This window comes from Arcticibacterium sp. GJ41-1, assembly GCF_055808875.1.
The window spans coordinates 3,027,092-3,047,186 of record NZ_CM147888.1 but is presented as its reverse complement, the minus strand read 5'-3'; the positions used below and the strand labels follow the sequence as shown (position 1 = coordinate 3,047,186).

Sequence of the window (20,095 nt, the reverse complement as noted above, 5' to 3'; positions counted from 1 at the left end):
TTTGCTAAAGATACTGCTCAATCAGTTTCATTTTTAACATTTAAGTCTATATCATCATAAAACCCTAATGGCTGGTCTTTTATCATTTTTGTATAAAAAGCTATTTGACCAGTATGGTAAGAAAGATGCTCTACTACATGAATAATAATCCCAACTCCAGTAAAACTAAAACCCTGTATGCTTCTTGTTTTTAGCCAATCCGAGTCATTTGTCTCCTGAATTGTAGTTTTTGCCTCGTCAATGGTTTTATTAAATAAGACAAGCAGCTCTTCTTTAGTATAACCACCTATTGCCTCAAATTCTTCATTTCTTTGTCTAATATCAGGTAAGTTCCCTAAAGATGAAATAGCATATTGTCTCACATTGCCGCACAGGTGTAGTATGAGATTACCAATACTGTTAGAAGAGTCGCCTGGCTTTTGCCACACTTCAGATTCGGTTAATAAATCCAGACACTTTTTTATTCTTGGTGGGTTTTCATCTATTCGGAAAATACTTTGGGAAATAAATTCGGATTGAAAAGAGGTCATGGTTTCTAAAGTCAATAATTAGATACAAGCAGTAAATTATTTAGATTTTTTCCAAACTAATTAATATCTATGCTTGTTGGAACATAGAATAATAGAATAGAAGCTTTGAATACGTTAAATATAGATAAAATACGGGCAGATTTTCCAATTTTAGACCAAGATGTGAATGGTAAAAAGTTGGTGTATTTTGACAATGCCGCTACTACCCAAAAACCTAATGTGGTTATTGACGCTGTCAGTAATTATTATAAAGGTTACAATTCCAATATTCACAGAGGAATTCATCATTTGGCAGAAAAAGCTACATCAGCTTTTGAGTTATCCAGAACTACCATTAAGGATTTTATTAATGCTGAGAGCACTGATGAAGTGATTTTTACTTACGGTACTACAGATGGTATAAACTTAGTAGCTCAAACATACGGAAGGAGTTTTTTGACCGAAGGTGACGAAATTATCATCAGTACCATGGAGCATCACTCTAACATTGTGCCTTGGCAAATGTTATGTGAAGAAAAAGGCTGTGTGCTGAAAGTTATTCCTATCAATGATGATGGTGATATTCTATTTGACGAATACAAAAAACTGCTTTCAGAGAAAACGAAGATAGTTTCGGTGGTTTATGCTTCTAATGCTTTAGGAACAGTAAATCCGATAGCCGAGATTATAGAAGAAGCTCACAAAGTAGGAGCTGTTACACTAGTAGATGCGGCTCAGGCCATGTCTCATATTGATATTGATGTGCAAGCTCTAGATGTTGATTTCTTATGTTTTTCTGCTCATAAGCTTTACGGACCTACTGGAATGGGAGCTTTATATGGCAAAAGAGAGCTATTAGATAAAATGCCGCCGTGGCGTGGGGGAGGAGAAATGATTAAGGATGTTACATTTGAAAAGACAACCTATAATGAGCTTCCGTATAAATTTGAGGCAGGTACACCAAACATTGCTGACGTAATCGGAATTACTACCGCCATTGAGTATGTAAATACACTAGGTAAAAAGAATATAGCGGATTATGAAAACGAGCTTTTAGAATACGCTACAGAGCGTTTTGAAGCTATTTCTGGTTTGAAAATTATAGGAAAGGCTAAAGAAAAGGTGAGTGTACTTTCTTTTGTGATGGATGGTATTCATCCTCAAGATATTGGCGTTTTACTAGACCAGCAAGGTATAGCCATTAGAACAGGACATCACTGTACGCAGCCGCTCATGCAGCGTTTGGGTCTGGTAGGAACTTCTAGGGCCTCTTTTGCCGTTTATAATACTAAAGAAGAGATTGACAGGATGGTAGAGGGAATTGAAAAAGCTAAGCGGTTTTTATTGTAAATTGCCATCTGAAAGACAAAAAAGAATGACGATAAAAGAATTACAGGAAGAAATAATAGAGGATTTTGGACTCTTTGACGATTGGGAAGGCAAATATGAGTATATCATAGACTTAGGAAAGAGCTTACCAAAAATGGCGGATGAGCATAAGACAGAGGAGAATGTTATAAAGGGATGTCAATCATTAGTTTGGTTAAACGCTTATACAAAAGAAGGTAAAGTTTATTTTGAGGCAGACAGTGAAGCTATCATTGTAAAAGGATTAGTAAGTATGCTTTTGAAAGTTTTATCAGGACATAAAGCTGATGAAATATTAAATGCAGACCTTTATTTTATTGAAAAAGTAGGTCTTGCTGGGCATTTAGCTCAAACTAGATCAAATGGACTGGCCTCTATGGTTAAACAAATGAAAATGTACGCCCTGGCGTTTACAAGTCAAGAATTGAAGATATGACAGTAGAAGAAACAGAATTAAAAGATAAAGTGGTAGCGGCTATAAAGGAAGTTTATGACCCGGAAATACCAGTAGATGTTTTTGAGTTAGGATTGATTTACGAAGTAAAGATTTTCCCAGTCAATAACGTTTATATTTTAATGACACTTACTTCGCCATCTTGTCCATCTGCTGAGGCTATACCAGCCGAAATAGAGCAAAAGGCAAGGGAAGTGGAAGGTGTAAGTGATGTAACGGTCGAACTAACATTTGACCCACCTTATAGCCAAGATATGATGTCTGAAGAGGCAAAGTTGGAACTTGGTTTTATGTAATTTATTAATAATTGAACAGAATAATTTAAACAAATAAAGATATGTATCCTCCTCATTTAGTGGCACCTATGAAAGCTCAGTTAACCGATGCTGGTTTTACCGAACTTCTTACGGCTGCTGACGTAGATAATTTTATGGAAAACCAAAAAGGTACGGCCGTAATAGTGATAAACTCTGTTTGTGGTTGTGCTGCAGGTACATGCCGCCCAGGCGTTTTAGCTTCTTTAGCAAATGCTGAAAATAAGCCTGACCAGTTGGTAACCGTTTTTGCTGGTGTAGACACTGAAGCTACGCAGCGTATGCGTGAGCATATACCAATGCCTCCATCTTCACCATCTATCGCATTGTATAAAAATGGTGAGCTAGCTCATTTTGTAGAAAGACATCATATTGAGGGTCGTTCTGCTGAGATGATTGCTCAGCATTTAGGAATGGTCTATGACGAACTTTGTGCTGCTGAAGCATAAATTCACTTAAGATCATATACTGATACACGGTATTTTGGAGGCTATCTCAATATGAGGTAGCCTCTTTTTTTTGTTTTTTTTCTAAATAGGGAAGTTTAAAGTTTGTTCATATATCTAATACTTAAACTTGTCCCGAATAAGCTTCTAGGTCTCATTTATGGCTTAGGATGGCATAAAGTTTGCCTAAAAGTATATGGGTAAGTAGCTCAAATGATTCATCGTTTATTAAGAGTCCCACTCTAATGACCGATTTATTACTTCGGTGCTTTACAGTTTAGAAAAACTCGATATGTCAGAAAGAAAAAACAAATTTCAACATGGTATTGATAAAATACTTCGTGATATTTCACAAGAAATACCATGCGAAGCTTTATTATTATGTTCAAATCTTACTGGTTATAAAAACTGTCAAGTTTTTAAGGAGAACTTCAATAAAAAAGATTTTAGAGGTATTGATTTAAAAGAATTACAGCAATTTAACTCATGTCAAAAGAAAGAAATAAGCTTTTTAGAATCTAAAAAACTGTTCAAACCTTTTTCATTTCTATCAAAATATAACTCTATTAAAAATACTTTATTAATAAATATTTTTAATGAAGAGTCTAGTCAAGTAGGGCAATTATTAATATTTACAAGTACCGTAGAAATAGATTTAGTTAAGATAAAAACGCATTTAGCTCTTTTAGCTTTGGAGTTGGAAGGTTGTCATAAGACTTCCAACCTTTCTTCATATGAAAATATTTTTAAGATATCATCAGACATGGTGGTGGTGTTAGGTATGGATGGTTTTTTTAAAAAAGTTAATCCTGCTTTTAGGAGAGCTTTGTTATGGTCGGAAGAGGAACTTCTTAAGATTTCAGCAAGTGAACTAATCCATACAGATGACCTAGAACTTTTAACGAACAAAATAAAGGAGTTAAATAAGAAGAGCCATAATTTCAGTTTAAATACTAGGTTAAAGGTTAAGAATGGAGATTATAAAAAAATGGAATGGGTTATTTCTTTAGACCATTCCAATCAACTTGTTTATGGAATTGGACGTGATATAACGAAAGCTGAAGAAACTAACTTTGAGCTTCTGAGGGCAAAAGAAATGCTGGAGGGAACCAATAGAGTAGCCAAGATAGGTGGTTGGGAGTATAAAGTTAGTACGCAAGAACTTTACTGGACGTCTATTACAAAAGAGATTCATGAAGTTGGTCAGGATTATGACGTAAATGTAAACCAAGGAATTTCTTTTTATAAGGAAGGCGAAAGTCTAGAAAAAATATCTAAAGCCTTTGGACTCGCTTTAGAGCAAGGGATTTCTTTTGATATAGAAGCGGAAATATGCACCCTTAAGGGGAATGATAAATGGGTAAGAGCTATTGGTAATCCAATTTTTGTCAATGGAAATTGTGTTAAAGTAAGCGGTACTTTTCAGGATATTTCAAAAGAAAAGAATACTCGATTAGCTCTAGAAGCCATTAATAATAAGATGGAGGCCGTACTAAATGCAAGTACGGAAACTTGTATAATAGCGACCGACTTAAGTGGTAGAATTACCCATTTTAACTCAGGCTCTGAAATTTTATTAGGCTATACTGCTAATGAGATTGTAGGAATTTATACTCCCATTGTTTTTTATGATCCTAAAGAACTTGAACATCAAGCTCAGCAGCTATCAAAGGATTATGGTCTTAATGTAAACTCAGGAATTGATGCTTTTAGGCTAAAATCTAAACTAGGCTTACCTGATAATGGTGAGTTTACATACATTACAAGAGATAATGAGCGAGTAGACGTTAAAATTTCTGTCACACCAATTCGAGATAAAAAAGAGGAGATAGTAGGGTATTTAAGTGTAGCTGATGACATAACGGAGAAAAAACTTTGGGAAAAGAAGATTCTTGAGAGTGAAAAGAGGTATCGAATATTTTTCGATAACTCCGAGGTTATTATGTATACACACGATTTAAAAGGAAACTTCAGTTCAATAAATTCTAGAGGTGCTCATATTCTTGGGATTTCGAATGAAGAAATTCGTCATAAGAGTATACTTGATATTGTCCCTTTTAAATCAAAAGCAAGCTTTCCTTACTACATAAAGGAACTGGAAGAAAAAGGTAAGTCTAAAGGACTTATGCAGGTTATTAATAACTCTGGTAGGGAAGTAACCTGGATGTATAATAATGTGGTGGTAGAATCTGCAAAGGGCCATAAGTACGTCTTAGGAAGTGTAATGGATATTACGGACAGAATAGAGCTAGAAAGAGATCTAAATGAATCAAAGAAATTGGCAGAATATAATGCTAAAATGAAGGATTTATTCTTGGCTAATATGAGCCATGAAATTAGAACTCCTATGAATGCTATAACTGGGTTCACCAAACTATTAAGTGACACTCGACTAGATTTAGAACAAGATGATTATTTAAAATCCATAGCAACAGCATCTTCAAATTTATTAAATATTATAAACGATATTTTAGATTTCTCTAAGATTGAATCTGGGCAAGTTAATATTGAAAGTATTCGTTTTGACTTAAAGGAGAATATATCAAATGTTGAGCGTCTTTTAATTGCAAATGCTACGGATAAACATTTGCACCTATCATTCAATATTGAACCTAATGTACCAAGATTCTTAGTAGGTGACCCTACTAGGCTAAATCAGATTTTGACCAACTTAATTAGTAACGCCATTAAGTTTACAGAGAAAGGATTTGTAAAGGTGGAAGTCAAACTAGTAAATGATGATGATGACACTACGGAATTACAATTTGATATAACAGACTCTGGAATAGGGATTCCGAAAGATAAGATTCAAGTAATTTTTGAAAGGTTTACTCAGGCTAATACTAATACTACAAGAAAATATGGGGGTACTGGATTAGGCTTAAGTATTTCTAAATCATTAGTAGAACTTCAGAAAGGCATTTTCTTAGTAGAAAGTGAAGTAGGTATAGGCTCTTGTTTTGGTTTTAGAATTCCATTTAAAAAGGCTGTGGAGCGTTCAGAACGAAGTTCTATTGTTGAAAAATCTATTTTTAAGCATTCAGGTTTAAAGATTCTTTTGGTTGAGGATAATATTTTGAATCAAAAGCTGGCAATGAAAGTGCTAGAGAAACAAGGTTTTGAAGCCAAAATGGCAGAGAATGGCAAAGTTGCAGTAGACATCCTTTCCCGTGAAATTTTTGATTTGGTTTTGATGGATTTACAGATGCCAGAAATGGATGGATATCAAGCCACGGAGTATATAAGAAATACACTCAAATTAAATGTACCTATAATTTCAATGACCGCCCATTCTTTGGTGGGAGAGAAAGAGAAATGTATTAAGATAGGAATGAATGATTACCTCCCGAAACCTTTTAGCCAAGAAGAACTATATGAAAAGATTATTACACTAACAGAAAACAGAGAAATGGAAGAAGAAAATAAGCCTTCAAAGCCTACATATGATTTAAACTATCTCAGAACCATGGCTGAAGGAAACAAGGAGTTTGAAAAAGAGATTATAAATACGTCTTTAATTCATATTCCTGATAATTTAAAACTGCTCCTTAATGCTATAAGGCTTTTAGATTTAAAGGAAATCAGTGCTGTAGCACATCGTTTGAAATCTTCTTTTAATGTAATGGGAATAGATGACCAGTCTCTTCTAAAAGATTTTGAATTGAGCGGTATTACCGATTTAAGTACACTTGAAAACATGTATTTAAAACTTGATGGAATCTTTAATGAAACCAGAGAGTGTCTAGAATTAGAGTTAGAGGAGCATTACGCTTAAAAAAAAGAAAACCCCTTAATGAATATATTTTTAATTGAAGATGATGAACTGTTACTGAAAACAGTGGAGTATAAACTCAAGAAAAATGGCTTTTCCGTGGAAACAGCAAAAAATGGCTATGATGCTATTGAATATTTAAAAGTTAATAAACCAGACCTTATTGTAACCGATATTATGATGCCGTTTATTAATGGTTTAGAGATTGTCAGTCATGTCCGGAATGTTCTGAAAAGTAATACACCTATCATAATGCTAAGTTGTGCAGGTTTAGAAAAAACTGTTTTAGAGGCGTTTGAACTAGGTGCTGATGATTTTATAACAAAGCCATTTAGCCCAAATGAATTGATTATTAGGATAAATAAAAACTTAGCTAGTAGAAAAATAACTGCCAATACATAAGTAATGAACTGGGCCAATATCATATTGTTAAGTTTAGAATTCCAAGGTATTCCTACCTTGGAAACGCTTTATGGTATGAGCTTTTTCCTAGTCCTTTTAAGCTTGTTTTTCTTCTGGGTTGTGATGTCTAGCAGGAAATCTAAAGAACGCTTGGCACATGAAAAGAGTATTTTGGTGGAAAGATGCCGAGAGTTTATTTCAGAATTAGTTTTCGAAGAAAGTCTTTGTAAAGAGTCTAAAAAACTGGAGCATTATCTTTTGTCATCAGAGTTTAGAAGCCAGATTCTACTGGAAGAACTAATTACTCTTCATAAAAGCCTTAAAGGAGAGTTGGCATATTTTTTAGAAGGTTATTTTATAAATAAGAAACTATATAAGCTTAGTTTTTCAAAAGTTAAGAGTCAGAATAATTATGACATTATAGAAGGTTTGTACGAATTATCTGAGCTAAACGCCAAGGTAGCAATACCAATGGTAATTAAGATTTATAAAAAGCAGCAGGAGTCAGAAATGAAGAATTACTTCTTAGAGTTTTTAATAAATCAAAGCCCTAAAGAAGGTATTGAAGAACTTATAAAAGCATCTACATTTTTATCAGACTGGTTTCAAATTAAGGTTATCAATATACTTAAAGATAGAAACTTTATAGACGTACCAAAATTATCAAAGTGGTTAGAAAGGGGAGGAAGCCACGCTATTTTTGGATGTAGGTTAATTGCTTATGCAAAGAAACATTCAGAAGAAGAAGAGCTGATAGGAATTCTTTCCTCTAGTAATGAAAGTTTGAAAATTGAAGCTTTAAAGACTTTGGTGGCTTTAGAAGCAAAACAAACTGATGAACTCTTAATTCAAAATTATTTTAACCAGTCGGACTTGGTGCAAAGGGAAATATTAATGACTTTAATGCAGTTTGAGTCTGACTTGAATATATCCTTTCTAAATAAATGTAAAGTTTCAAAAGAAAGCGATATTAGGTTATTCGCTAAAAACGCCATTAGAAAACTAAACAAAGCAAAGAAATACTTTGAAGTACAGCCGCAGCCTACTTTAGCATATAACATGAGTAAGGGTTTAAAAAGAGTATCATAATCATGGAGGCTTTTTTAGAATACCTTTCTTATTTTGCTCAAAGGATACTTTTCACCTATTCAGTGGTTTTGATGTCTTCGTATATCATACTGGGTTATATCTCTATTAAAGCTCTGAAGAAATATCTTTTAGTCAATAGAAATACTGATTATCATGAGCTTCTTCCTTCAAATCAAGTTCCAGCTATTTCGCTAATTGCTCCAGCTTATAATGAAGGCTTAACTATCGTTGAAAATATTCGTTCATTGGTTTCACTTCACTATTCTAATTTTGAGGTAATTATTGTGAACGATGGAAGTAAGGATGACACGCTTCAGAAAGCTATTATTGCTTATGACATGGAGCCAATAGATTATAAGTTCAAACAGCACATAGATACTAAAAAGATTCGCCAAATATATCGTTCTAGTTTACCAGCCTTTAAAAACCTGATTCTTATTGATAAGGAAAACGGGGGTAAATCAGATGCATTAAACACTGGTGTTAATATTTCAAATAGCAAATATGTAGCTTGTATTGATGTTGACTGTATTTTGGAGCAAGACTCTCTTTTAAAGCTAGTTAAACCATTTTTAGATTCAGAAGAACGGGTGATAGCTACAGGTGGTGTCATTAGAATTATCAATTCATGTAAAATTAAAAATGGCTCTATTACTGAGGTAAAAGTTCCTGAATCCTGGATAGCCAGAATGCAAGTGCTAGAGTATTTAAGGGCATTTCTTTTAGGAAGAATGGCTTGGGGTAAAATAACGGGATTGCTAATTATTTCTGGTGCTTTCGGTATGTTTGACAAAGAAGTGGTAATAGCCTGCGGTGGTTATAAAACTACTACGGTAGGAGAAGACATGGAATTACTGGTTAGAATGAGGCGATATATGGCAGAGCGTAAGATTCCGTATAGCGTAAAATTTATTCCAGATCCACTTTGCTGGACAGAAGCTCCGGAAGATACTCAGATATTGGGTAGACAAAGAAATCGTTGGACCAGAGGTACTATAGAAACTTTATGGATTCATAGAGTTATGTTCTTTAACCCCAAATATGGGGTTGTAGGCATGCTTAGTTTCCCTTATTGGTTCTTTTTTGAGCTATTAGCACCCATAGTTGAAACTTTAGGTCTGCTTTTCTGCATTTTGGCAGGCTTTATGGGATGGATTAACTGGCAGTTCTTTTTTGCCATAAGTTTAATGGTTTATGCTTTTGTCATAATGATTAGCATGTTGGCCATTTTTGCCGAAGAGTACAGCTACAGTCAGTACAAAGACCGGCAAGATATTATGAAATTAATAGGTAGTGCTTTGATAGAGCCTTTTGTCTATCACCCATTCTTAGTGTATTCTGCTTTGCTTGGTTATGTTGACAAAATAAAGGGGAAACACACTTGGGGCGAAATGACAAGGAAAGGGCTTAAAACGACTTAATTGAGATAGAATGGAAAAAATGATAAGCAAGTACAATCTAAAATACCTTATTCAAGTAAGTTTCACTTTGAGTTTTTTGTTAATTCTCAATGACACGCTTACTGTATTACTATCTGGCTATAATGTCTCTGGGGCTTCCAATATCATAATTGATATTGTTCAAACTATTATTATAGATTTAGCTGTAGGTGGTATTTTCGCTTTAATTTTTGCTATTCCTTATGTGCTAATAAAAAGACTCAGCCGTCTGATCGCTGAGCTTTCTATTATATTTTTCGGACTGATAATATTATTGGCCAATTTAGGTCTGAATCGATATTTTGATACCACACACTTATCGCTTGGAAGTGATTTATTTGGATATTCTTTTTCAGATATTCTTATGGTGATTAATACTTCCACGGAGTTTAGCTTGATGGGTTTAATGCCGTTTTTAGTATTTCCAACAGTTTTCGTTTTGTTAAACCATTATATGGTTTTTATGAATCTAAACAGAAAGGTCATAGTATGGTCTTTCTTAGGAAGCATTATCTGTTTATTCACAGGAAAGGCCTTTAATGCTAAAATGGATACGAATTTAACCTATTTCATTTCTGACAGTATTAATTATAAACTAGATAATAGAGAGCTAGCCAGTCAAGACTGGGATATAGATAAAAAAGAATACCCTTTACTTCATAAGGTTAATCTTGAAAAAGACGTATTGGGGCAATACCTTAACTTAAATCAAAAGAAACCAAACATTGTAATGGTGGTGGTAGAGGGTTTAGGAAGTGATTTTACTGGCGACGGTGCTCAGTACCCCGGTTTCACACCCTATTTAGATTCACTTGCTAAGCAATCCCTCTATTGGTCAAATTTTCTTAGTAACACGGGGCGTTCTTTTGGAGCTTTGCCATCTATTATAGGTTCCGCTCCTTTCGGAGATAAAGGCTTTCTAGATATAGAGGACACACCAAATCATTTATCCTTAATATCCATTTTAAAACAAAATGGATATAAGACGTCTTATTACGAAGGTGGAAATTCCAACTTCGATAATAAACTGAAGTATTTGAAAAATGAGGGAATTGATTTTGTTTTAGACGACGCCAATTTTGGCCCAGGTTATAATAAATTTTCAGAAGATGAAGGTGGTTTTAGTTGGGGTTATCCTGACGGCGAAATTTATAGAAAAACCTTATCTCTTTTAAAGCTTGAAGAAAAGCCAAGACTAGACTTGATTTTAACAATATCTAATCATGAACCTTTCAATTTTCCTAATAGAGACGAATATCAAACGAAAGCAGAAAGAATAAAAAATGCTTCTAATTTCAGTGAGTCGAGAAAAAACACCATAGCTGAGCATATCAATGTTTTCTCCAGTCTTCTTTATACGGACGCTACTTTGAAAGAATTTATGGAAGCTTATAAAAATAAGGCTGATTATGAGAATACTATTTTCATCATTACCGGCGACCATAGATTGATTCCTGTTCCACAAAAAGATGTGATGTGTAGGTATCATGTTCCTTTGATTGTTTACAGCCCTATGCAGAAAATAGCTCAAGAATTTAAAGGTATAAGCTCACACATGGATATTACTCCAAGTATTATGACCATGCTTAAGAATAGCTATCAAGCAACAGTGCCAGACCAAGTTCCGTGGTTAGGGCAAAGTCTTAGTGCATCTACCACGTTTATGAATGACCGCGAAATTCCATTGATGCAATACAAAGGCGGCTTTAAAGATTACATAGTGAATGACCTTTATCTGGCTGGCGACTCATTCTTTAAAATTGGAGATAATCTTAGCCTAAGTTCCTTAAATAAGGAGGAACAAAAGACGCTATTAAAAGAGAGGTTTAATCAGCATAGAAAACTGAATGCTTATGTTACGGCAGAGAATAAGATATTTCCAGGTGAAATGAATCTCAATAAGGCTACTAAACCAAGCTTCACCTTAGCTCAGCAAAATATAATAGATAAAAACACGAAGGGGTTAAACCTTAGTTTGGAGCAAATTTATTTTATAGCAAGAGAAATGGCTTTTGATAAAAATTATGAAGACGCACACACATTAATTTCTTATATAGAATCAAAAAGCCCTTTGCATTTTGACGCTTTAACTTTGAGGGGTAGAATTTATGGTTGGAATGGAGAATTTGAAAAGGCTCAAAAACAATTACTTTTTATAATCAATAGAGCACCCTTATATTCAGATGCTTATAGTGCTATTCTTGACCTCTATTGGTGGAATGATAAACCAACAATGGCTGCTGGAATTGCAAAAAAAATTGAGAAGAATTTTGCTGACGATGAGAAATTTATGTTCCAAAGCAGAATTTCTATGTCCAGATTTGATTCAGAAGAATTAAAAGCGGGCTTGACCGAAGAAGATGAACGTTTGTTAGAAAATGAGTTTCTATCTATAATGGAGGAAAGAAATGAATAAAATTATTTTACTTCTTTCTTTTCTATTTCTAAGCCAATTTTCCATGGCTCAAGAAGGTAGCTTTGACCCTGACGATGAATTTGCCAAGGCAAGAGAAATGGCATTTAATGGAAAGAGAAACGAGGCTATTGAAACCTTGAAAAAGGTAGTTGCTAAATACCCTACTTATGGTGATGTTAGATTATTCTTAGCATCCGTTTATGGATGGGAAGATAAATATAAATTAGCCCGAGAAGAATATGAGATTTTGCTAGAACAAGATAATGCTGACAGAAATTACTGGATAGGTTATATAAAAAATGAGCTTTATTCTGAGCAGGCCATGTCGGCTCTTGATTTGGCAAGGCAAGCTTTAATACTTTTACCAAATGATGTAGATTTGGTTTTACTCAAAGCGAGAGCAGAAAAAAATAATAACAATTTAAGCGAAGCTAGCGAGACTGTTAAAGAGTTTTTAAAAATTGAACCTGATAATGTAGCTGCTAAAGAGTTCCTTTCTTCTTTAAAAGAAGACATGGCTACTAACACCATTAGTATTAGTTTTTCAGGAAATCACTTCAGCGAAATTTACGACCCAATGCTTTATTCGAGTCTTTCTTACAGTAAAGACACTAAAATAGGTGGAATAGTAGGTCGTTTAAATGTCAATAGGAAATTTGATACCTATGGTTCTCAAATTGAAATAGATGCCTATCCAAGCATTACAGAAGGACTTTATGCCTATTTAAATGTGGGATATTCTAAATCTACCATTTTTCCAACTTTTCGCTATGGTGCACAGCTTTATAAGTCCTTACCTAAAAGTTTTGAGGTATCTGTGGGTATAAGAAGTTTAAAATATACGGAGTATACTAACATTTATACGGGGTCGATTGGCAAGTACTTTGGCAACTCATTTATCACATTTGTACCTTATTTTATACCTTCTGATGAAGGCTGGAGTAAATCAGGAACTTTGACATATAGAAGCTATGGTGCCAATGGCGACCAATTTTTAGCGGTATCAGTTGGTTTAGGTTTTTCTCCCGAAATCAATCGTTTTGGATTAGATCCCTTAAATGAGCCAACGATTGACCTGAAATCTCAAAAATTAGGAATAAGCAAGAGCTTTAGAATTAAGAATAACAATAATGTAGCGGGAATAGGCATTTCTGCATCACGTCAAGAGAGTATTTTTGACCCCGGAGAATTTATCTTTATTACCTCTTTAACGCTCAGTTATTCACTGAGCTACTAAAAGAAAAGTTCAGAAGCCACATAATCAGCCTTGAGCTTTCCGGCTTTTGTCAATCTTAAAATACCTTGTTCCTCTCTAATCAGTTCGCCTTTTCTAAACCTAATTAAAGTCTCTCTAAAAGCTTTTGATGATAGAGGTAGTATCTTATTCAGTTTCCCTAAATCTACGCCCCATTTGGTACGTAAACCCGTCATCAAGTATTCGTTTGCTTTGTCTGTTTGACTTAAAGTTTCAAATTCATTAGGAACGCTATCGAGTGCAATAGCTTTAAGATACTTTGCATTATTAGAGACGTTCCAAAATCGCTTATTTCCATCAAAAGAATGGGCAGACGGACCTAAACCTAAATATTGGTCTCCTTGCCAGTAAGAAGTATTATGAACGGCATAAGCTGTGTTTTTGGCAAAATTAGAAATCTCATATTGTTCAAAGCTGTTCTTTGACATTTCTTCCAGAAGAATATCAAATTGATTAGAAGCAAAATCGTCATCAATAGGTTTCATCACCTTTTCTTTTAGACGATGTCCAAAAACAGTCTTTTCTTCAATAGTAAGACAGTAAGACGATATGTGGTTTACATCAAAAGAGAATGCCTTTTCAAGGTCAGCCTTCCATATTTCATTAGATATTGACGGAATTGCGTAAATAAGGTCAATGCTTAAATTGTCAAAACCAGTTTTCTGAGCATCTGAAATACATTGCATAGAGTGACTAGCAGAATGTGCTCTATTGAGAAATTTAAGATGATTTTCATCAAAACTCTGCACACCAATACTAAGTCGGTTTATACCCAAACTTCGCCATTCGGTCAATCTTTGAATAGTGATATCATCTGGATTACACTCAAAGGTTATTTCAGCCTTAGGCTGGATAGTGAAATGCTGAGCTATTTTGTCAAGAATTTGACCAATCTGTTCAAAAGAAAGTAGGGAAGGGGTTCCGCCGCCAAAGTAGATAGTTTCCAGATTATTCGTATCTAAAAAGCCCTTTTGTAATTCTATTTCCTTGCAAATAGCTCGTACCATAGCATGACTCTGACTGCTGTTAGTAGAGAAATGAAAATCGCAATAATGACAAGCTTGTTTACAAAAAGGAATATGAAGGTATAGGTGCATTATTTAGTGCCTACAAAATAGAAATCAATGCACTTATCTGGTTCAACGCATAAAAAATGGTCGTCCCAGTTAATTTCTGCCGCTAAGCCTCCCGTTACATTCATTAGCTTTTCACGGTTTCTTCGGTTCATAAATTCATAAGGAATTCTTAGCATCCAAGCCGGTAATCTATGTTGAAGGTTTAGAACATCCCATTTCATGGTTTTATTCACCGAAACTTTATTCTCTTCATAATATTCCCAGACTTTTTCATTACCACCTACACCCATGGTGTCAACAGTTTTGAAGTATTTAGCCATTAAATCTTTCAATTCTTTGGTATAATACTCGCGAATGTGCCACGGATTTCTGCTTAAGGAATAAGTTTTATTTACCGTAGTAAGAATGATTTTTCCGCCAGGTTTAAGAACTCTATGAGCTTCTTCTAGAAATTTATGATCGTCTTGAATATGCTCTATTACCTGAAATGTAATTACAAAGTCAAAAGTATTATCCTCAAACTCTGATAAATCTGGAAAATCAGCTGTATTAAAGTAATGCTCAGGGTATTTTTCTTGAAGTGCTTTAATTAGGCCTTCATTTTTGTCTAAACCTGTGTAATGTTCAGATGCTGATATGAGCTTCTCTACGCCACGTCCCCAGCCACAGCCTAGTTCCAAAACCTTACCACTAATGACCTTTGCAGCCTCTTCATAAGGGAAATACAATCTTTGGTGCACCGGATTATCGGATACTATTTCGGCACTGGTTATTTCAGTAGTAGCGTATGACATTCTTTTTATCAGGAAATTTTAGTAAAAATAAAGCTTTGAAAGGGATTAATCCAAAATAATGCCACTCTATACCAGTTTCGGGCTAAAGCCAAAAGAAAAACCCACATCTTGCGATGCGGGTTTTCAAAATTTAATCGAAACTTCTATTTAAGCAGTTTCAGAGTTCATTACTTCAGTCTGTTTTCTAATAGACTCCATATGAATCAATTTGAAAAGCTCTTCAACTGTTTCAGGATATAAGTTCAACGCCTTACCCCATTTAGCACGAGAATCATGAACCTGATTCCATCTGTCTAACTGAAGTACTGCAGTGTTGTTTTCTCTTTTATAATCTCCTAATTGCTCTACCACAGCCATTCTAGAAGCTAATACTTCTAAAAGTTCTCTGTCAATATTATCTAATCTACCTCTAAGAGCTTCCAATTGGTCTTGAAAATCTGCACCGTAAGTAGCATTTCTGAATTCAATACCTTTAAGCATTTCTCCTAGAGCTGCTGGTGTAAGCTGCTGCGACGCATCAGACCATGCTTCATCAGGATTTCTATGAGACTCAATGATTAAGCCATCATAGTTAAGATCCATAGAACGCTGCGTTATTTCAGCTAATAAGTCACGCTTACCTGCGATGTGACTTGGGTCACCTATCATAGGAATAGTAGGGAAGATAGACTTAAATTCTACCGCTATTTGCCACATTGGAGAGTTTCTATACTTAGTTTCCTGAGCATTAGAAAAACCTCTGTGAATAGCACCTAATTTAGTAATACCAGCACCAGCAATACGCTCAAATGCTCCAACCCATAAAGCTAAATCTGGGTTTATTGGGTTTTTGATTAATACTGGAACATCAACTCCTTTTAAAGCATCAGCTAAAGCCTGTACGTTAAATGGGTTTACTGTAGTTCTGGCACCTAACCATAAAATATCTACATCATATTTAAGAGCTAACTCAATGTGCTCAGGTGTAGCTACCTCAATAGCGGTTTTCATTCCAGTTTCTTTCTTGGCTTGTTGTAACCAAGGCAAAGCCGGCTCACCAACACCTTCAAAAGAACCAGGACGCGTACGTGGTTTCCATACCCCAGCTCTTAAAACGTGGGCATATCCTTCTTTAGCTATTTCTCTAGCCGTCTGAAGATACTGCTCTTCGGTTTCTGCACTACAAGGTCCAGCAATGATTAATGGTTTTCCTCCAGTGTCAATCCAACTTTCTAGAGGCTCGGTGTTTAATTTTACGTTCATTTTGTTAAAAGCTTTCGCTTATCTAGATTCCTATAACGATGCGACAGGGTTGTTTTTCGCCACTGTCAATTTTGAGGTCGTAAAGATAGGCTATTAAAACCAAAATAAATCCTATTGCAATTCAAAAAACTATGTTCCTAGCAGGAAAAACATTTATTTTGCATCAGATTTTAAATAAAACGGTGATTTTTTTGATAATTAGCATTTAATGAAGACAGCTTTAAAATATTTTCTGTTCGCAATTTTTCTAATAATCATAGATCAGGCCATTAAATTATGGATGCATTTCGAGGTTATTCCAAATCACTTTGGAGAAATTGACCTTATTCCAGGCTTTTTCAAACTACATTATATTACTAATAAAGGCATGGCTTTTGGAATGGAGCTTGGAGGAGATTATGGAAAATTAATCCTTACTTTATTTAGGTTAGTAGCTATGGGCGTTATAGCTTGGTATTTGACCAAACTATCAAAAAGGGGAGCTCATCAAGGTTTATTATGGTGCTTAGCTGCCATACTTGCAGGAGCTATAGGAAATGTAATTGACAGTACTTTTTATGGTGTTTTCTTAAACAATGCACCTTTTGATTCTAGTACACCTTGGTTTCACGGTCAAGTAATTGACATGTTTTATGCCTATGGATTGGATGGCTACTGGCCAGACTGGGTTCCCGTTTTAGGTGGAACTTATAATAATACACCTATCTTTAATTTTGCCGATGCTTGTATTTTCTGTGGTGTAGTTGCCATATTGATTTTCCAAAAGTCTTTCATTGATGAAAGGGTAGAAGGTGGTTTAGAAGAAAGCACGAGTGAGGTAGAAGACCCAGATATTGATAATTCTGAAATAGTAGATTCTTTAACAGATAAGTAATGACATTAGAAAAAAGAACCAAGGTACTTAGTGCCGCCATTGTAATATTAACTTTCGTGATGGTTTTTTTACCAGCACAAATAGCGTTCCTGTTGATGCAAAAGATAATTATTGGAGTTACTGGCTCTTTGTCAGTTTTACTTCAATTGTACTTACTAACGCAAATAGTAGACAAGAAAAAAAGGCTACAAGGAATTGTCCTTCTAGCCTTTACTCTTATTACCATCGTTTTAATGGTAGTAGTTTACTCGTCTAAATAATTATTGCTTATCCTTAAACGGGATAAGTAATTTTTCTCCTCTTTCAGCAAAGTTCTTTGTTTTTCCGTTGGCTGCCATAATAGCTTTAACGGTAACGCCGTATTTTCCGCCCACCACTCTAAGTATGTCACCAGGACCTACTGTGTGAATGGCTAATACTGGTACGGTCAATTTAGAGCCCTGCTTGAGGTTTTGAGCAGTTACATTAGGGTTAGCTGCCTGTAGCGTACTTAAAGAAATATTAAACTTGTTAGCTATCGCAAACAAGGTTTCTCCTTTAGCCACAGTGTGATAACCTGTTTTACCTCCAGAAGGTATTTCAACTTTCTTTGTAGTTACTGGAGCTGCAGGTTTGGCTTCAACTTCATCTCCTGTAGCTACTGCTACGTCCTCAGAAGTTTCCGCATCACTTAATATCATGTCTTCCGCAGTAATTTCCTGTGGTTCAGTTATAATGCTTGTTTCTGGCGTGAGGTCACTTACGTTTGACGCATCGTCAGATATCATTTGCCAGCCTACATAAAGTAAAAGGCAAACTACACCAACTAAGGTGATTAACACAGCCATCGGGAGATTTTTAGCTGGTTCTTCTGGTTTTTTGTTTCTGTCTTCGAATTCCATAATTTTTATTGTTTAGCACGTACATCGTGGCTCATTTTTGCCACTTTTTCTTTTAAATTCTCTTTATAGGTATCAAGTTTCTTGGCAATTGCTTCATCAGATGTCCCTAAAATCTGAATAGCCAAAAGACCTGCATTTTGACTAGCGTTAAGTGCCACAGTAGCTACAGGAACTCCATTTGGCATTTGTAGTATAGAAAGGATAGAATCCCATCCATCAATAGAGTTACTAGATTTCACAGGAACACCAATCACAGGTAATGAGGTGCAAGATGCCACCATACCAGGTAAATGAGCGGCTCCACCAGCCCCAGCAATAATCACCTTAATACCATTTGCTCTGGCATTTTCGGCATATTCAATCATTTTTTGTGGTGTTCGATGTGCCGAAACTACATCAACATCACATTTTATTTGAAATTCTTCTAAAACGTCTATAGCTCCTTGCATGACCTTCAGGTCAGAACTGGAACCCATAATTATGCCTATCATATTTGGGGTTTTAGGCTTGATTTGATTTTACAATCAAGCTCTTTTTTACAAAATTCACCTTTTCTATCAATTTATCAAAATCCTTTTCAATTACCGTAACATGTCCCATTTTTCTGAATGGTTTGGTAATGGCTTTTCCATATAAAAATGGATGTACACCGCTTACAGCAAGCAGCTTCTCCATTCCTTCATAAGATGCAGGCCCAGTATATCCTTCCGCTCCTAAAATGTTCACCATGGCAGCAGGACCTATTTGTGCTGTATCTCCTAATGGAAGATTCATAATAGCCCTCAAATGCTGTTCAAACTGCGAAACCAAATTTGCCTTAATAGTATGGTGTCCACTATTATGAGGTCTTGGAGCTACTTCATTAATTAAAATATCTCCGTCTTTTGTTAAAAACATTTCAACGGCTAGTAATCCTACTATGTCAAAACATTCGGCTGTTCTTTCTGCCAGTTCAAAAGCTTTTTTAGCAGTTTCTTCGCTGATATTAGCAGGAGAAAAAAGGTATTCTACCAAATTAGCCTCTGGATGAAAAACCATTTCAACTACTGGGAAGCATCTAACTTCCCCATTTTCGGAGCGTGCCACCACCACAGCCAGCTCTTTTTCAAAGTCAATTAGTTCTTCTAAAAGCGATGGCTCAGTAAATGATTTATCAATATCTGCTGTAGTTCTAATTATTTGAACCCCTTTTCCATCATAACCTCCTTCGCCTAATTTATTTACATAAGGCGGCTCCCAATCAGAGTTTCTTATGGCATCTTGATTATCTGTCAGTAAAAACTTGGCAGTAGGAAGATTATTGTCAATGAAAAACTGTTTTTGAATACGCTTATTTTTAATTTTCCTGAGAATAGCTGGTTGAGGGAAAACCTTCTTTCCTTGTTTTTCTAGAGCTTCTAAGGCTTCAAGATTAACGTTTTCTATTTCAATGGTTATGATATCGCAGTCTTGACCAAACTTTAAAACAGTTTCATAGTCTTTGAAGTCGCCATGCTCAAAACTGTGAGAAATGGCCTTACAAGGTGCATTTTCATCAGGGTCGATGGTTTTTATTTTAATATCAAAGTCAATAGCCGACTGTATAAGCATTCTGCCCAATTGTCCGCCACCTAAAATTCCTATCTTTATTTCTGAACTGTACGCCATCCTTTTTCTATTTTGACTGCAAAAATATAAAGGATGCAAGATAATGACTTATAAACTGCATTAATGTTCTGAATTTTGAGAAAACTCAGATATTTGATTTCAGAAACCATCAAGAAA

Annotated in this window: 19 protein-coding genes; 12 read left to right on the top strand and 7 right to left on the bottom strand. The window is 35.1% G+C overall.

Annotated elements, in window-relative coordinates:
* Positions 1–17: 17 nt before the first annotated feature.
* Positions 18–530 (bottom strand): DinB family protein, encoded by a 513-nt coding sequence (locus AC0L6O_RS12680; protein ID WP_473302821.1) that lies wholly within the window; start codon positions 528–530, stop codon positions 18–20.
* 105 nt (positions 531–635) lie between these two features.
* Between AC0L6O_RS12680 and AC0L6O_RS12675 the strand changes: the two genes are divergently transcribed.
* From AC0L6O_RS12675 to AC0L6O_RS12630, 10 genes are all read left to right on the top strand, one after another.
* On the top strand, positions 636–1,859 hold the full coding sequence (locus AC0L6O_RS12675; protein ID WP_473302820.1) for a SufS family cysteine desulfurase: 1,224 nt from the start codon (positions 636–638) through the stop codon (positions 1,857–1,859).
* A 25-nt stretch (positions 1,860–1,884) separates the two neighbouring features.
* The gene (locus tag AC0L6O_RS12670; RefSeq protein WP_473302818.1) at positions 1,885–2,313 is read left to right on the top strand and encodes a SufE family protein; all 429 of its coding nucleotides are present in this window, start codon (positions 1,885–1,887) and stop codon (positions 2,311–2,313) included.
* Positions 2,310–2,627: a DUF59 domain-containing protein gene (locus AC0L6O_RS12665; RefSeq protein WP_473302816.1), complete on the top strand. Its 318-nt coding sequence runs from the start codon at positions 2,310–2,312 to the stop codon at positions 2,625–2,627. The genes AC0L6O_RS12670 and AC0L6O_RS12665 overlap by 4 nt, the downstream gene beginning before the upstream one ends.
* Positions 2,628–2,668: 41 nt before the next feature.
* Entirely contained in the window at positions 2,669–3,094 is a 426-nt protein-coding gene (locus tag AC0L6O_RS12660) for a BrxA/BrxB family bacilliredoxin (RefSeq protein ID WP_473302815.1), read from the top strand.
* Positions 3,095–3,383: 289 nt separating this feature from the next.
* Positions 3,384–6,866, top strand: coding sequence for a PAS domain S-box protein (locus AC0L6O_RS12655; RefSeq protein ID WP_473302814.1), 3,483 nt, complete (start codon positions 3,384–3,386; stop codon positions 6,864–6,866).
* Positions 6,867–6,884: 18 nt separating this feature from the next.
* Positions 6,885–7,265 (top strand): response regulator transcription factor, encoded by a 381-nt coding sequence (locus AC0L6O_RS12650; RefSeq protein ID WP_473302813.1) that lies wholly within the window; start codon positions 6,885–6,887, stop codon positions 7,263–7,265.
* Between the two features lie 3 nt (positions 7,266–7,268).
* Complete coding sequence (locus tag AC0L6O_RS12645; protein WP_473302812.1) at positions 7,269–8,354, top strand: HEAT repeat domain-containing protein; 1,086 nt, start codon at positions 7,269–7,271, stop codon at positions 8,352–8,354.
* A gap of 2 nt (positions 8,355–8,356) precedes the next feature.
* Positions 8,357–9,775, top strand: coding sequence for a glycosyltransferase family 2 protein (locus AC0L6O_RS12640; protein ID WP_473302810.1), 1,419 nt, complete (start codon positions 8,357–8,359; stop codon positions 9,773–9,775).
* A 10-nt stretch (positions 9,776–9,785) separates the two neighbouring features.
* On the top strand, positions 9,786–12,209 hold the full coding sequence (locus AC0L6O_RS12635; RefSeq protein WP_473302808.1) for a sulfatase-like hydrolase/transferase: 2,424 nt from the start codon (positions 9,786–9,788) through the stop codon (positions 12,207–12,209).
* The gene (locus AC0L6O_RS12630; RefSeq protein ID WP_473302807.1) at positions 12,202–13,446 is read left to right on the top strand and encodes a YaiO family outer membrane beta-barrel protein; all 1,245 of its coding nucleotides are present in this window, start codon (positions 12,202–12,204) and stop codon (positions 13,444–13,446) included. The genes AC0L6O_RS12635 and AC0L6O_RS12630 overlap by 8 nt, the downstream gene beginning before the upstream one ends.
* Here AC0L6O_RS12630 and hemW read toward each other — a convergent pair.
* From hemW to AC0L6O_RS12615, 3 genes are all read right to left on the bottom strand, one after another.
* Positions 13,443–14,561: a radical SAM family heme chaperone HemW gene (hemW, locus tag AC0L6O_RS12625; RefSeq protein WP_473302805.1), complete on the bottom strand. Its 1,119-nt coding sequence runs from the start codon at positions 14,559–14,561 to the stop codon at positions 13,443–13,445. The two genes, AC0L6O_RS12630 and hemW, sit on opposite strands and share 4 nt — an antisense overlap.
* Positions 14,561–15,334, bottom strand: coding sequence for a class I SAM-dependent methyltransferase (locus AC0L6O_RS12620; protein WP_473302803.1), 774 nt, complete (start codon positions 15,332–15,334; stop codon positions 14,561–14,563). The genes hemW and AC0L6O_RS12620 overlap by 1 nt, the downstream gene beginning before the upstream one ends.
* 147 nt (positions 15,335–15,481) lie before the next feature.
* A complete protein-coding gene (locus AC0L6O_RS12615) occupies positions 15,482–16,576 on the bottom strand; it encodes a chorismate mutase (RefSeq protein WP_341225094.1) in 1,095 nt (364 codons plus the stop codon).
* 280 nt (positions 16,577–16,856) lie between these two features.
* Between AC0L6O_RS12615 and AC0L6O_RS12610 the strand changes: the two genes are divergently transcribed.
* Entirely contained in the window at positions 16,857–17,450 is a 594-nt protein-coding gene (locus AC0L6O_RS12610; RefSeq protein ID WP_473302801.1) for a lipoprotein signal peptidase, read from the top strand.
* The gene (locus tag AC0L6O_RS12605; RefSeq protein ID WP_473302800.1) at positions 17,450–17,710 is read left to right on the top strand and encodes a hypothetical protein; all 261 of its coding nucleotides are present in this window, start codon (positions 17,450–17,452) and stop codon (positions 17,708–17,710) included. The genes AC0L6O_RS12610 and AC0L6O_RS12605 overlap by 1 nt, the downstream gene beginning before the upstream one ends.
* Here AC0L6O_RS12605 and AC0L6O_RS12600 read toward each other — a convergent pair whose 3' ends face one another.
* Genes AC0L6O_RS12600 through AC0L6O_RS12590 form a run of 3 tightly spaced genes read right to left on the bottom strand, consistent with a single transcriptional unit; the run spans position 17,711 to position 19,978 of the window.
* Positions 17,711–18,331 (bottom strand): LysM peptidoglycan-binding domain-containing protein, encoded by a 621-nt coding sequence (locus AC0L6O_RS12600; RefSeq protein ID WP_473302799.1) that lies wholly within the window; start codon positions 18,329–18,331, stop codon positions 17,711–17,713.
* Between the two features lie 5 nt (positions 18,332–18,336).
* Complete coding sequence (gene purE, locus AC0L6O_RS12595) at positions 18,337–18,822, bottom strand: 5-(carboxyamino)imidazole ribonucleotide mutase (RefSeq protein ID WP_473302798.1); 486 nt, start codon at positions 18,820–18,822, stop codon at positions 18,337–18,339.
* Positions 18,823–18,832: 10 nt separating this feature from the next.
* The gene (locus tag AC0L6O_RS12590) at positions 18,833–19,978 is read right to left on the bottom strand and encodes a 5-(carboxyamino)imidazole ribonucleotide synthase (RefSeq protein ID WP_473302796.1); all 1,146 of its coding nucleotides are present in this window, start codon (positions 19,976–19,978) and stop codon (positions 18,833–18,835) included.
* Between the last annotated feature and the right edge of the window lie 117 nt (positions 19,979–20,095).

What these genes read in the sequence shown, in the direction of transcription:
- AC0L6O_RS12680 (WP_473302821.1), bottom strand. Translation starts at nt 530, where the DNA reads ATGACCTCTTTTCAATCCGAATTTATTTCCCAAAGTATTTTCCGAATA.
- AC0L6O_RS12670 (WP_473302818.1), top strand. Translation starts at nt 1,885, where the DNA reads ATGACGATAAAAGAATTACAGGAAGAAATAATAGAGGATTTTGGACTC.
- AC0L6O_RS12665 (WP_473302816.1), top strand. Translation starts at nt 2,310, where the DNA reads ATGACAGTAGAAGAAACAGAATTAAAAGATAAAGTGGTAGCGGCTATA.
- AC0L6O_RS12660 (WP_473302815.1), top strand. Translation starts at nt 2,669, where the DNA reads ATGTATCCTCCTCATTTAGTGGCACCTATGAAAGCTCAGTTAACCGAT.
- AC0L6O_RS12655 (WP_473302814.1), top strand. Translation starts at nt 3,384, where the DNA reads ATGTCAGAAAGAAAAAACAAATTTCAACATGGTATTGATAAAATACTT.
- AC0L6O_RS12650 (WP_473302813.1), top strand. Translation starts at nt 6,885, where the DNA reads ATGAATATATTTTTAATTGAAGATGATGAACTGTTACTGAAAACAGTG.
- AC0L6O_RS12645 (WP_473302812.1), top strand. Translation starts at nt 7,269, where the DNA reads ATGAACTGGGCCAATATCATATTGTTAAGTTTAGAATTCCAAGGTATT.
- AC0L6O_RS12640 (WP_473302810.1), top strand. Translation starts at nt 8,357, where the DNA reads ATGGAGGCTTTTTTAGAATACCTTTCTTATTTTGCTCAAAGGATACTT.
- AC0L6O_RS12635 (WP_473302808.1), top strand. Translation starts at nt 9,786, where the DNA reads ATGGAAAAAATGATAAGCAAGTACAATCTAAAATACCTTATTCAAGTA.
- AC0L6O_RS12630 (WP_473302807.1), top strand. Translation starts at nt 12,202, where the DNA reads ATGAATAAAATTATTTTACTTCTTTCTTTTCTATTTCTAAGCCAATTT.
- hemW (WP_473302805.1), bottom strand. Translation starts at nt 14,561, where the DNA reads ATGCACCTATACCTTCATATTCCTTTTTGTAAACAAGCTTGTCATTAT.
- AC0L6O_RS12620 (WP_473302803.1), bottom strand. Translation starts at nt 15,334, where the DNA reads ATGTCATACGCTACTACTGAAATAACCAGTGCCGAAATAGTATCCGAT.
- AC0L6O_RS12615 (WP_341225094.1), bottom strand. Translation starts at nt 16,576, where the DNA reads ATGAACGTAAAATTAAACACCGAGCCTCTAGAAAGTTGGATTGACACT.
- AC0L6O_RS12610 (WP_473302801.1), top strand. Translation starts at nt 16,857, where the DNA reads ATGCATTTCGAGGTTATTCCAAATCACTTTGGAGAAATTGACCTTATT.
- AC0L6O_RS12605 (WP_473302800.1), top strand. Translation starts at nt 17,450, where the DNA reads ATGACATTAGAAAAAAGAACCAAGGTACTTAGTGCCGCCATTGTAATA.
- AC0L6O_RS12600 (WP_473302799.1), bottom strand. Translation starts at nt 18,331, where the DNA reads ATGGAATTCGAAGACAGAAACAAAAAACCAGAAGAACCAGCTAAAAAT.
- purE (WP_473302798.1), bottom strand. Translation starts at nt 18,822, where the DNA reads ATGATAGGCATAATTATGGGTTCCAGTTCTGACCTGAAGGTCATGCAA.
- AC0L6O_RS12590 (WP_473302796.1), bottom strand. Translation starts at nt 19,978, where the DNA reads ATGGCGTACAGTTCAGAAATAAAGATAGGAATTTTAGGTGGCGGACAA.